The organism is Mycolicibacterium moriokaense, assembly GCF_010726085.1.
Lineage (GTDB): Bacteria > Actinomycetota > Actinomycetes > Mycobacteriales > Mycobacteriaceae > Mycobacterium > Mycobacterium moriokaense.
Genome location: NZ_AP022560.1, coordinates 3,291,260 through 3,303,599, shown reverse-complemented (window position 1 = coordinate 3,303,599; position 12,340 = coordinate 3,291,260). Strand labels below are relative to the sequence as shown.

The window sequence follows — 12,340 nt, the reverse complement described above, 5'->3', positions numbered from 1 at the left end:
CGCGCGATTCCATGCGCACCGGTTACCCGGCGGCGACGTGCGCAAACGGCCTGACTGGTCAGTCGTCGGTGAAGTATCGGATTCTGCGCAGGGCGAACGGCTTGGCCGCGACGTCGACGATGAGCACGTCGCGGCGCCCCTCGCGGTCCAGTCCCGCGACCACGCTGTATCCCGACGCGACCAGCTTGCGGGGCCGCGCGGTTGCCATGCGCGACAGGAACTCTGACGTGCTCAGCGGGGTGTCGTCGCCGCTCGTGACGCACGCCCCCTTACCTAGCCAGCGCTGCACCGCGACCTCGTTGCCCGCCCGCGCATCGGCCAGGAACTGGGCGACCTTGCGCTTGCCTTGCGGTCCGGTCCCCCGCAGACCGCCGAGAAACCCCAGCGCACCGACCGCCCCCTGATTCGTCAGCAGCCCCTTCGACAGCGTGATGCTGACCGGCACCGCTTTCGGGCCGCTGCGCAACAGCTGGCCGATCAACGCGGGCATCTCCCAGTACGCGTACAACTCGGCGATGTTGATCTCGTCGCCCTCGGCGGCGAGGTTGTAGCGCAGGTATGCGGGGAACCGCATCGCCAGCCCGCTCATGACGACCTCGAGCTCGAGATCGCGGATGACGGTCGAGCCGGCAACGATGTCGACGTCCCGGTGCATTGTGATGTCGCGCGGGCCGATGAAGGTGTCGTAGAAGCGGCTGATCGCTGCGCGCCCTCGATGGGGTTCGGAGCCGACCGGGTCCTCTATGCGCGCGTCCTGCGTGAACACGTCCACCCAGGCCTGCCGGTCGTGCACGCGAAACGCCGCGGGCGACCGCTCGACCGTCGCCACCGCATCGGCACGCGAGATAGCCATAGAGGTTCCCTACCATCCGCACCGGCGCCAGTCGACTACTTGGCCACCCGCAGGCACACTGGCATTACCGCACTGCATCGGTGCAGGTGCATTGCAGGTGTATGAGGAGGAACCGCTATGAGTGGCAACGGGCCGTTCGGGTTCGACCCCGAGGAGTTCGACCGCGTCGTCCGCGAGGCGGGTGAAGGTCTGCGCGAGGCGTTGGACGGGGTGGGCAGGTTCCTCAACACGTCGGGCGAACGCGCAGGCTGGGCCAGTCTGGTCGACGAGTTCACCCGGCATTCGCGGCCGAAACGGGAGCCGGAGACCACCGGGGAGACCGGCGATGGCGTCTGGGCGATCTACACCGTCGACAGCGACGGCGGGGCCCACATCGAGCAGGTGTATCCGACCGAACTGGATGCGCTTCGCGCGAACAAGAACAACACCGACCCCAACCGCAAGGTGCGATTCCTGCCGTACGGCATCGCGGTCAGTGTGCTCGACGCGTCGGACCCGCCCGAGGAAAACTAGCCGCCGAAGTGGCGGCGGATACCGGCGAGCATCTCGGTGTGCGCCTTGACCGCCTCGCGCGTGGTGATCGCAGCCAGCAGCCTCGGCGCATGAATGGTCAGTCGTTCGACGACCCTGGTTCCCTTGCCGTCGGCATCGAAGGACACGACGCCGTAGAGCCGCACTCGGGGAAACTGCCGCGCCTCGGTGATCACCGGACCGCTCGACGCCACCCGCAGGTGGGCCGAGTAACTCGTCGGCAAGGTGAACGGGCCGAACGGAATTCGATCCTTGACGCGATAGCTCTGGCAGTACCCGTCAGCCAGCTCCGTCCGTGCAGTGGAGCGGACCGAAACCACCAACGGGTGAACCGTCTTGATGTTGGCGAGGTCGACGTAGAACGCGCGGACGTCGTCCGGTGACGCCGATACCTCCTCGGACAGCACCCGCTCCGCGCGCATGATCACCTACCGCGAATCCGATTGCCGCAACTCAGGTTCGGGCCACTTCGGTGACACCGAGCACCCGTTGGATGTCCGGCTTCATCTGCAGCAACTGCTGTCCCGCGTAACCCCAGCTGTGGATGCCGTCGGGGAAGTTGAACACGCCGTTGTGCCCGCCCGCGGCGATATACGCATCGACGAAGGCGCGATTGGATTCGACGGCAAACCCCTCGAGGAAGCCGAGTCCGGCGATGGGGGCGTTCGGGCTCGCCAGCGCTGGGTCGGTCGGTGTGCCGTTCCCGCAGTAGATCCAGATGCGGGTGCCGTTGGCCGCGAGTCGGCCCGCCTGGACGGTGGGATCGTTACGCGCCCACGCCGGGTCGCCGGGCGGCCCCCACATGGCGTCCGGGTTGAAACCGCCGTTCCACATCATCGCGGTGCTGACCTGGCCGGGCTGCTCGGACAGGTTGAGAAAGCCAGATATGGATCCCGCGTAGCCGAACTGCTGCGGGTGAAACGCGGCCAGGACCAATGCCGACGACGCTCCCATCGAGAATCCCACGATCGCGTTGCCGGTCGACCGAACCTGCTTGTTTTCCGCCAACCACGCCGGAAGTTCTTGCGTGAGGAAGGTTTCCCACTTGTATGTGTACGTCCGGCCGTTGCTGACCGCGGACGCGTACCAGTCGCTGTAGAAGCTGGACTTGCCTCCGACGGGCATCACGACCGACAGACCGGACCCGTCGTACCAGTCGAAGGCCTGGGTGTTGATGTCCCAGCCGTTGAAGTCCTCCCCCGCCTCCATGCTGTCGAGTAGGTAGAGCGCGGGCGAATCCGTTCCGCCGGAGAGGAACTCGACGCGGATGTTGCGCGCCATCGCCGCCGACGGGACCTCGAGTTGTTCGACGGGCAGGCTCGGGTTCGAGAACGCGGTGGCCGACGCGGATCCCTCCGCGGCGTCGACGACAACGGGGAGCAGCGCGGCCGCCGCCACGGCGATGGCCAAGCGTCTGAGGGTACGAGCCGACTTGTCCACGAGTGCCATCGAATCCCTCCATCGCACCTCGGCCCGCCCCGCTGCGGACGATACGCTGCGCCACGTCGCTCACCAGCGGTTTTCGTGATATTCGCGGCAGATCAGATCGGTGAAGCAAATCAGCTGTCCGCGGGTGGTTCACGGTCCACGCCTTGTTGCCTATGTTTGTATTAATAGCAACTTTAAGCCGCGCCGGAGGCCCCACATGAGATCCCTCGACTACGACGAGCTCTACATCGGCGGCCGCTGGCAGGCACCGTCGACAACTCAACGCCTCTCGGTGATCTCCCCGCACACCGAACAGTCGATCGGCGAGACGCCGGAGGCGGCCCCCGAGGACGTCGACAAGGCGGTCGCCGCGGCCAGGAAGGCGTTCGACGAGGGTCCGTGGCCGCGGCTGAGTGTGAACGAGCGGATGGAGAAGATCGAGAAGCTGGCGTCCATCTACATGGCCGAGACCGATGCGATCGCCGACCTCATCACCGCCGAGATGGGTTCACCCAAGAGTTTCAGCCGGATGGGCCAGGGTGCGGGCGCACTCGCCCAGATGCACCTGAACATGGCGACGGCCAAGGAGTTTCCGTGGGTCGAACGGCGGCCTGGTCTGTTCGGCGACGTGCACCTGCGGCGTGCGCCCGTCGGGGTGGTCGGCGCGATCGTGCCGTGGAACGTACCGCAGTTCCTGATCATGCCGAAGATGATTCCCGCACTGATCGCCGGTTGCACCGTCGTCGTCAAGCCTGCGCCTGAAACACCTTTGGACGCCATGTGGTTGGCCGAGATGCTGGACGAGATCGACCTGCCGGAGGGCGTCGTGTCGATCGTCCCCGGCGGCAGGGAGACCGGTGAGGCCCTCGTCCGCCACCCCGGCGTCGACAAGATCTCGTTCACCGGGTCGTCGGCGACGGGCCGCCACATCGCCGCGCTGTGCGGCGAGCAACTCAAGCGCGTCAGCCTCGAATTGGGCGGTAAGTCGGCGGCGATCATCCTCGACGACGCCGACATCGACCGCACCGTGCAGCATTTGAAGATGGCGAGCCTGATGAACAATGGGCAGGCCTGCGTCGCCCAGACCCGAATCCTGGTGAGTGAACACAAACACGACGAGGTCGTCGACGCGCTGGCGAACATGATGACGGGTCTGCAGGTCGGCGATCCCGCCGACGACGCCACCGACGTCGGGCCGCTGGTGGCGCAACGCCAACAGCACCGCGTGCAGTCCTATATCCAGGCCGGCCTGGACGAAGGCGCGCGAATCGTGCTGGGCGGCAAGGACAAACCGTACGATCGCGGCTGGTACGTCCAGCCCACGTTGTTCACCGACGCGACCAACGACATGAAGATCGCGCGTGAGGAGATCTTCGGCCCGGTGCTGACGGTGCTGAAGTACACCGATGAAGCCGACGCCGTGCGGATCGCCAACGACACCGACTACGGGCTCGCCGGCTCCGTCTGGACCGCCGATGTGGCACACGGTCTGGAGATCGGCGCGCAGATCCGGGCGGGCACGTACGGCATCAACATGTACACGCTCGACACCACCGCGCCGTTCGGCGGGTTCAAGCAGTCGGGCATCGGGCGCGAGTTCGGCGCAGAGGGCCTATCGGAGTACGTGGAGCTGCAGACGACGGTGAGCGCGGACAAGCTGCCCGGCCTCGCCTGAATTCGTTCGAAGTCCTTTGCCGAGTGCACGCTTGTTGTCAGGACTAGCGGATCTCGAGGGTGACCTCTGCGGGACAGCACAATTCGTCGTGCTGGTTGTAGACGAGGATCTCGAGGTCCACGAGCCGACGCACATCGCCAGCGGTCTCGACGCGCTTGCCCACCACGCGGCCACGGCCCACCATCGAATCGCCGGCATAGAACGAGCCGAGCAGCGAGACCTTGCGCCGCACCACCCTGCTGTAGGGCCCGGCCCAGCCGGTGGCGATCCGGTCCACGAAGCCGGCGGTGTGCATCGTGTTGACGAAGATCGTCGGATGGCCGTGCCGCCGTGCGTATTCGGGGTCGAAATGGCCGGGAAAGTAATCCCACGTCGCACCGGGGTTCATCACGACGCGCTGATAGTCGATCGTGTCGACCACCTCGGCAAGCTCGGTGGGGACGACGATGTCGTCCCACGCCAACCGCGGATACGACGTCATGGCGGCCCCGGCGGGGTGAAGCGGAACAAGGTGTTGTTGTTGATCGCGACCAGTGCGCCATCGGCGCGGTGGAACCGCTCGCACGTCTCGACGAAATGCCCCGTCCCCACCCGGGTCGTCTTCTCCGGCGACACCGATACCACCTCCTCGACGACGTGGAGGCGGTCACCTTCGAGGATGGTCGCGGGGAACTCGACCTCGTTGGAGGCGTTGATGAACGACGTCCCGGGCAGGGGTACGCGGATGGCGATCGAGGGCACCGGCGGTTCCTCGTTCGGCAACCACGGTGGCGGGATCAGCCAGCCCATCAGCAGCGCGGGCGGGGCCACCAGTCCGCCCCACACCTCGCGGGCGAAATCGGCGTCCCAGTAGGCGGGGTTGGGATCGCGCACCATCGCCGCGAAATGTTGAATCCGCGCACCGCTCACCGCCGTCCCGGCATACCTCGGCGCCGTGCGGACGCCGACCATGCGCAGCGCATCCTCATAGGTGCCGAACGCGAACTCGTACCGAATGCCCTCGCTCACACGGGTAACGCGCTCTCGTTCGGCACGCGATCCCATTCGAGTTCGCGCGAGGTGAAGTACCACCCGCCGCGCTCGTAGATGAGCCGGTCGGTGAACGTGCCCGAGGCCTCGAGTCGGTTGTCGCGCAGCAGCAACGCCACGCAGGTCTGCGTCGCGTCGACCCCGTCGACGGTGATCTCGTGATCGACGGTCACCAGCCGCGCACCGCCGCCCCCGTCGAATGCCGCGCGCAGGTCGTCGAACGACTCCCCTGCCCGCACATAGGTGGCGCCGGAATGACGAAACGTCGCGATCCAGCCGGCCAGGTCGCCAGCGGAGTAGAGCCGGTTGTGCCTCGCGTTCAGGTTCAGGATGGCGGCCCGGCCCGCGAGCCCGTCGAGCACGAACTGCTGTTGGTATGACAACGACATCTTCTGATCTCCTACCGGCTCAGCACGTAGCCGTGCGCTTCACGGTCCCAGGCGTCGGCGCCGAGGCCTCTGCTCCGGAGCACATCCTTGCGGACACGCCCGATGATGTTCTTCGGAATCTCGTCGATCACTTCGAGGTAGCGCGGCACGCAGAAGTACGGCATGCGGGCCGAGCAGAAGTCGAGAACTTCGGTGAAATCGACTGTCGCACCGTCCTGCAACGTCACGACGACCAGGATGTCGTCCTCACCGAGGTCGCTCGGGATGCCGACCGCAGCCGCCTCCAGCACGGCCGGGTGGCGCATCACGATCTGCTCGACCTCGACCGACGACACGTTCTCGCCGCGGCGGCGCAGCGAGTCCTTCGCGCGGTCCACGAACGTGAGGTTGCCGTCGTCGTCGAGTGAACCGAGATCGCCGGTGCGGAACCACTCGGGATGCGGCTGCACTTCCAGGCTCGCGCCGCCGGACGCCGACGACACATACCCCTCGCTGATTCCATGCGCCGTCCGCGCCCGGCAGGCGATCTCGCCGACCGTCCCAGTGCGCAACGGCCGACCCTGGCCGTCGACGATTCGCACGTCGTACGCCGGGTTGACCACCCCTGAGGTACCCGGCTTGCCCTCGTCGGAAACCGACTTGTAGGCGATCGGGAACGCCTCGGTCAGGCCGTACATCGTCACGATGCGGCACCGATAGCGCTCCTCGATCGCGCGGTACATGTCGGCGGCGATGGGCGCCGCAGAGATGAAGCGGATGCCGAGCTCGGAGTCCCGCCGGTCCGGAGGCAGCCGCATGAGCATCGACACCATCGCGCCTGCGCCCGCGAAACCCACGGCGCCGCTGTCACGTATCTCGTCCCACACCTGACCCGGATGGAACGCGGCGGCCAGCACGCTCGTCGCGCCGGTCAGCATGGGGGCCAGGACCGTGGGGGCAGCACTCAGGTGAAACAGCGGCATCGCGGTCCAGAGCGTCTCTCCCGGTTGAAGTTCCCAGGATCTCGCGACGGTCGCCGCTGCGGTGTAGAGGTAGTGCCATGTCGTGGCGACAGCCTTGGACGGGCCGGTGGTGCCGGAGGTGAAGAACAGGGCGCCGATGTCGCCCGGCCCGACGGGTTCGACGTCGGGTGTGGTGACGGATGCGGCGGTGAGCGCCTCGGTGAGCGAATGGTCCACCACGAGTGTGGATCTCAGCGTGGGCACGTCGCCCGCGATCTCGTCGACCCGCGGTCGGCGCTCGGCATCGGTAAGCACGACCGCGGCGCGGGACAGGTTCAACGCATGCGCGAGGAACTCCCCCTTGTTCGCGGCGTTCACCGCCGCGGACACCGCGCCGATCCGCGCGGCGCCGAGCCAGAAGTACACCCATTCGGGACACGTCGCGGTGAACAGCGCCACCGTGTCGCCACGCTTGACCCCGAGGCCGGCAAGGATGTGTGCGGCGGCGCAGGACCGGTCGCGCATCTGCGCGAAGGTGACCGGGGTCCCGGCGATCGACATCATCACCCGTTCGCCATATTGCTCGGCACGTCGATCGAGCACCGCAGGGACACTGAATCCGTCGACCCCGAATGCCGCCGGGTCTGGTACGGGCTCCCGGCCGCGACCCATCAGCGTCCCGCTAGAGCCGGGTCGGGTTCGCCGTCGGCCGTATAACCGAAATCGATGGGCGTGGGTTCTTCGCCCGGATAGAAGCGGTGCGCCCACCGCCGCAGCGCGGCATAGTCGCGCGCCTCCTCCGGCGCCAGGTTCGGCTTCTCCAGGTACTTCATGTTCTCCCAGGTGAAGAAGTCCTGTTTGATGACTTCCTGTTGCAGGGCAAGGAATTTCGCTGCCCGGCCACCTGGCTTGTCGCCGGTGTCGCCCGGCTCGCGCAGCGAGGCCTGGGTGTAGAAGTAGTCGGTGTAGTCCTCGTCCACCGGTGTCTGTCCGGTCACCTGGATGGTCTGGACGAGCTCCTTGGGGAACCGCACGATACCCAGTCCCAGCGAGTAGTTGTCGTAGACGATGTTGGCGTCCACCGGGCCGTCGGGCGTGAGCCATGTCGACGGCCGGCCGCCGCCGAAGTTCGCGGTCACCGTTGCGTGCAGGTGGTAGCCGTTGACGTCGAACGACGTTGTGTTGGCGGCGTTGTCGGCCTTGTGGACGAACTGCACGTGATACGGGTCGGCCGCGTTCTCGATGATCATCTGCGCGTGCACCTTGACCCGGTTGAGCATCCGCGAGTGCGGATGCAGCGGGTAGTAGTGGTGGGTCTCGAGTTCGGGCAGCACCGGCGGCTGCCAGTAGGGCGCGCGGCCGTGACGCTCGTGCCACACCACGATGAAGCCGTACCACTCCTGCGCGGGATAGGACCTGATCCTGACGTTCTGCTTGCAGCCGATCTTGCTGTACGGGATCAGCGCGTTGGTGCCGTCCCCGCGCCACTGCCAGCCGTGCCACGGGCAGACGATGTGCTCACCCTCGACGGTGCCTCCGACGCCCATGTTGGCGCCGAGGTGTTGACAGTAGGCGTCGAGCACGTTCACCTTGCCGGACTTGGTGCGGAAGATGACCAGTTCCTCACCGAAGTAGTGGGCGCGCTTGACCTGACCCGGCGCGAGGTCGGAGGCGAAGCCGACGATGAACCAACCCGTCGGAAAGCGGTAGGTCGAAAGGCTGATTCCGGTGGGGCCGAACTCCCGTTCCGACGGATCGATCTTCGGATCGTCAACCGTATCCGTCATGACCTCTCCGTCCGCGCGCGCAGTAACCGCAGGTCGCGAAACCCGCCCGTTGCCTATTTTTACTATTTTAGGCATTCTAGGTCAAGGATGGCGACGCGAGGAGCACGCATGCCCACCACGACTCCGGTCGACCTCTCGGATGCTGCGTTGTGGCAGAACGGTTTTCCCGACGACCTGTTCGTCGAGCTGCGCCGTGAACGCCCGATCTTCCACCACGAGCTGACCGACGGCGTCGCCCAGACGGTCAAGCGCGACTTCTGGATGACGACCAAGCATCGCCACGCCCAGCGCATCCACCGAGACACCGACGCGTTCACCGCCGCGGACGGTCCGCTGATCCAGGGCATCGGGCCCATCGGCGCGTTCCCGAACGTCATCACCATGGACCCGCCCGTGCTGACGAAGCGGCGGCGGGTGATGTCGCACGCGTTCACGCCCAAGGCCATCGCCAAGCTCGAGGACGGCATCCGGCGGCGCGCCGCCGCGATGATCGACGGGCTGCTGGAAGCCGGCGGCGGCGACTGGATCGAAGACGTCGCCGACGTGTTGCCGATGTCGGTGATCGGCGACATCGTGGGCATCCCCGACGAAGACAGGCCGACCATCTTCGACACTCTCGATCGCATCCTCAAGGCCAATGAGCCCGACGATCCGACCAATCCCGGGGACCACCTCGAGCTGTTCGGGCAGATCTTCACTTACGCAACGGAACTCACCGCTGAGAAGCGGCGCAATCCGACCGACGACATCTGGAGCACGTTGACCACGGCGGTGGTCACCGACGAGACCGGGCAGGAACTGTCCATACCGGCCAACGAACTCGAGATCTTCTTCTTCGTGCTGACCCTGGCGGGCAGCGATACGACGAAGAACGCACTGGCCGCCGGACTTCAGGCGTTCGTGGCCAATCCCGGTGAGATCGCCCGCTATCGCGACGACGAGTCGATTCGGGCAAGCGCTGTCGAGGAGGTGTTGCGCTGGTCCTCCCCCGTCGCGTTCTGGACCCGCACCACCAAGGTGGACGTGGAGATGGACGGCATCACGATCCCCGCGGGTGATCGGGTGGTGTCGATGCTGCGGTCGGCCAACCGCGACGAGGACGTCTTCGAAGACGCCTTCGGGTTCGACATCGGCCGCACCGACAATCCCCATGTCACCTTCGGCGGAGGTGGTCCACACCACTGCCTGGGCGCCGTGCTCGCCCGCGCCGAAATCCGTGCGGCCCTTGACGAACTGCTGCTGCGCGCCGATGACATCAGCCTCGGCCCGGCCAAGGTCACGTACCCCAACCTGACGAACAACATGTCGATCTACGACGGGATGCCGATCTCGTTGACACCCCGCTGAGTCACAGCCCCTTGGGCCTGGTGCCGATGATTCCGGCAGCGGCGAGGCGTTCGAGGTCCGTCTCGGTGACCCCACAGAATTCGGTCAGCACTTCGCCGTTGTGCTGACCCAGTGTCGGGGGCGGGCGACGCAGCCACCGGTCGACGCCGTCGGGTCTGGCGAAAGGCGGGCACGGATAGAGGCCGGGTCCGGTGCTCGGATGGGTGAGGGGTTCGAAGAAGCCCCGGTGTTGCAGTTGCGGGTTGTCGATCACGACGGATGGCGAAATCACCTCTGCCGCGGGGATTCCGGCCGCCACGAGACGCTCGACGACGGTGGCGGCATCCTGGGTGGTGAACCATTCCACAGGGTCAGCATCCCCAGCCAGTGCCGCGAGGGCGTCGGCTTCGGCGTCGCTGCGTACGGTCACCGCGATCCAGTCGTCGTCACCGGCGCACCGGTACACGTCCTGTGTTTCGCCAGGGTGGTGTCCCCGGTTACCGCGGCGCTCCAGGACCGACCCGAAGATCTCGAATTCGATTGGCTGCACGGCGGTCACGTTGAGGACGCTCTCGATCATCGGCACCTCGACGAGTTGGCCGCGTCCGGTGCGCTCAGTGAATTCGAGGGCCGCCAACAGGGCGAACGCGGCATGCGTACCCGCCAGCGGATCGCAGGCACCGCGCGGGGTGACCGGCAGTCCGTCGGGCAGGCCGGTGACCCAGGCGAGGCCGGCGATCTGCTCCATCGTCGGGGCGAAGCCCACCCTGTCCCGCCACGGGCCGGACAGCCCGAACGCCGGCATGCGCACCATCACCAGGCGTGGGTTGAGGTCGAGCAAAACGTCGGCACCGAGCCCGAACTGGTCCAGCACGCGCGGCGAGAAGTTCTCGATCACCGCGTCGGCCTGTCCGATCAGCGTCTTGATCAGCCGGATGCCCTCGTTGGTCTGCAGGTCCAGGGTCACGGAGCGCTTGTTGGTGTTCATGGCGTGGAAGACCCAGCCGTACTCCCACCAGTCGTCGACGTCCTCGCGCATACCGCCGGAATATCGGATGCCGTCCGGTCGCTGGATCGACTCGATCTTGATGACGTCAGCCCCGAAGGCGGCCAGCGAGTGTGTCGCCGCCGGTCCCGCCCAGAAGGCGGTGAAGTCGACGATGCGCAGACCGGCGAGGGGTCGCCCAGGAGTGCCAGCAGCGGATTGCCTTGGTTCCCATAGCGATTCGGCGGCGGAATCGCCCACCACGGGTGCCGGACGAATCGGCGCAGGCGCGGCGGCGGACATCAGCCACGGCGGACGCGGCTGGCGAAAGCCTGCCGGATTGTCGATGAATACGCCACGCTCCTTCAAGTGGTCCATCTCGGTCACCGTGGCGCCGTTGCCGAGTGGGGCCAGCGGCAACCGAAACAGCTGCCCGAGTTCGACGATCTCCGCCACCGTGCGCTCACGCATCCACGGGTCGATGCGCTCGCGGATCCAGTCGCGGTAATCCCACCGCCCGATCTGGAACTGCAGCTGCGGCACCTCGGTGAACTCCGGACACTCCACCATCGCAGCGAAGTCGAGCCATTGCTGCCCGGTGACCATGCTGATGCCGACGTATCCGTCCTTGGCCGGTTCGATCGAGGGCACCTCGACCGAGCGCCGGACGTGCGGCGCCTTCAGCAGCTGTGAGTGCAGCCATTCGCCGCTCTGCATCAGCGTGATCGCCTCGAGCATGGACAGGTCGAGGTGCATGCCGCGGCCACCGTGGCGGACCCCGTGGTGTGCGGCCAGCGCGCCGTACGCCGCCCAGACGCCGCCCTGGTATTCGCCGAGGTCACCGCCGATCGAGATGGGCGGACCGGCGGGGTCACCGCGGAAGCCGGTGAGCCCGGAGGCGGCCTGCAGGGTGAACTCCGTTGCGGGTCGTTCGGCCCATGGGCCGGTCCAGCCGAAGTCGGAGATGGTGACGACGACGAGGGGGGGCGCCAGTTCCAGCAGACGGTCAGGGTCGATGCCGAGCGCGGTCGCCGCGGACCTGGTCGCGGTGACGATGACGATGTCCGCCCCTGCGAGCAGCTCGTCGGAAAGTACTGTGATGCTGCGCTTCCCGGCGTTCAAGAAGGTGAACAGCGGGGCGTCGGCACCGTCGTCCGGCACCGCTCCGCAGGCGGTGAAGCGCCGCAGCCGATCACCCTCGGCGGGTTCGACCTTGACGACGTCGGCACCGGCATCGGTGAGCAGCTTCCCGCAGTAGGCCCCCGCGATACGATCGCTGATCTCGAGGACACGGAGATCGTGCAACGGGGTGGGTGCCGCGTCCTCGCTCAAGCCCTGAACCTCCCGTGGTTTCTTTGTCATCTTAGTTACTTTTGTCAGATAGCGATTACATACA

At 66.6% G+C, this 12,340-nt stretch carries 12 protein-coding genes; 3 read left to right on the top strand and 9 right to left on the bottom strand.

Annotated elements, in window-relative coordinates; all coding sequences use genetic code 11:
- Positions 1–58: 58 nt before the first annotated feature.
- On the bottom strand, positions 59–853 hold the full coding sequence (locus G6N43_RS16085; protein WP_083150695.1) for a nuclear transport factor 2 family protein: 795 nt from the start codon (positions 851–853) through the stop codon (positions 59–61).
- Between the two features lie 117 nt (positions 854–970).
- Here G6N43_RS16085 and G6N43_RS16080 point away from each other — a divergent pair, with 117 nt between their 5' ends.
- Positions 971–1,366 (top strand): Rv0313 family protein, encoded by a 396-nt coding sequence (locus G6N43_RS16080; protein ID WP_083150694.1) that lies wholly within the window; start codon positions 971–973, stop codon positions 1,364–1,366.
- On the opposite strand, the gene G6N43_RS16075 is transcribed toward G6N43_RS16080, so the two are convergent.
- Together G6N43_RS16075 and G6N43_RS16070 are read right to left on the bottom strand one after the other, a co-directional pair.
- Positions 1,363–1,806 (bottom strand): polyketide cyclase / dehydrase and lipid transport, encoded by a 444-nt coding sequence (locus G6N43_RS16075; protein ID WP_083150974.1) that lies wholly within the window; start codon positions 1,804–1,806, stop codon positions 1,363–1,365. The two genes, G6N43_RS16080 and G6N43_RS16075, sit on opposite strands and share 4 nt — an antisense overlap.
- A 31-nt stretch (positions 1,807–1,837) precedes the next feature.
- Positions 1,838–2,833: an esterase family protein gene (locus tag G6N43_RS16070; RefSeq protein ID WP_083150972.1), complete on the bottom strand. Its 996-nt coding sequence runs from the start codon at positions 2,831–2,833 to the stop codon at positions 1,838–1,840.
- 196 nt (positions 2,834–3,029) lie between these two features.
- On the opposite strand from G6N43_RS16070, the gene G6N43_RS16065 reads away from it, so the two are divergent.
- Positions 3,030–4,487, top strand: coding sequence for an aldehyde dehydrogenase (locus tag G6N43_RS16065; protein ID WP_083150693.1), 1,458 nt, complete (start codon positions 3,030–3,032; stop codon positions 4,485–4,487).
- Between the two features lie 43 nt (positions 4,488–4,530).
- Here the strand turns inward: G6N43_RS16065 and G6N43_RS16060 are convergent, their stop codons facing one another.
- Genes G6N43_RS16060 through G6N43_RS16040 form a run of 5 tightly spaced genes read right to left on the bottom strand, consistent with a single transcriptional unit; the run spans position 4,531 to position 8,633 of the window.
- On the bottom strand, positions 4,531–4,968 hold the full coding sequence (locus G6N43_RS16060; RefSeq protein ID WP_083150692.1) for a MaoC/PaaZ C-terminal domain-containing protein: 438 nt from the start codon (positions 4,966–4,968) through the stop codon (positions 4,531–4,533).
- Positions 4,965–5,438, bottom strand: coding sequence for a MaoC family dehydratase (locus tag G6N43_RS16055; protein ID WP_083150970.1), 474 nt, complete (start codon positions 5,436–5,438; stop codon positions 4,965–4,967). Before G6N43_RS16055 ends, G6N43_RS16060 begins: the two co-directional genes overlap by 4 nt.
- Positions 5,439–5,491: 53 nt before the next feature.
- Positions 5,492–5,905, bottom strand: a complete 414-nt coding sequence (locus tag G6N43_RS16050; protein ID WP_083150691.1) for a nuclear transport factor 2 family protein — start codon at positions 5,903–5,905, stop codon at positions 5,492–5,494.
- A gap of 11 nt (positions 5,906–5,916) precedes the next feature.
- Positions 5,917–7,518 carry an AMP-binding protein gene (locus tag G6N43_RS16045; RefSeq protein WP_083150690.1) on the bottom strand — a complete coding sequence of 534 codons (1,602 nt, stop codon included), beginning with the start codon at positions 7,516–7,518 and terminating at the stop codon, positions 5,917–5,919.
- Complete coding sequence (locus G6N43_RS16040; protein ID WP_083150689.1) at positions 7,518–8,633, bottom strand: aromatic ring-hydroxylating oxygenase subunit alpha; 1,116 nt, start codon at positions 8,631–8,633, stop codon at positions 7,518–7,520. Before G6N43_RS16040 ends, G6N43_RS16045 begins: the two co-directional genes overlap by 1 nt.
- A 108-nt stretch (positions 8,634–8,741) precedes the next feature.
- Here G6N43_RS16040 and G6N43_RS16035 point away from each other — a divergent pair, with 108 nt between their 5' ends.
- Entirely contained in the window at positions 8,742–9,980 is a 1,239-nt protein-coding gene (locus G6N43_RS16035; RefSeq protein WP_083150688.1) for a cytochrome P450, read from the top strand.
- A gap of 1 nt (position 9,981) precedes the next feature.
- On the opposite strand, the gene G6N43_RS16030 is transcribed toward G6N43_RS16035, so the two are convergent.
- Positions 9,982–12,306 (bottom strand): CaiB/BaiF CoA transferase family protein, encoded by a 2,325-nt coding sequence (locus G6N43_RS16030; protein ID WP_083150687.1) that lies wholly within the window; start codon positions 12,304–12,306, stop codon positions 9,982–9,984.
- Positions 12,307–12,340: the final 34 nt, after the last annotated feature.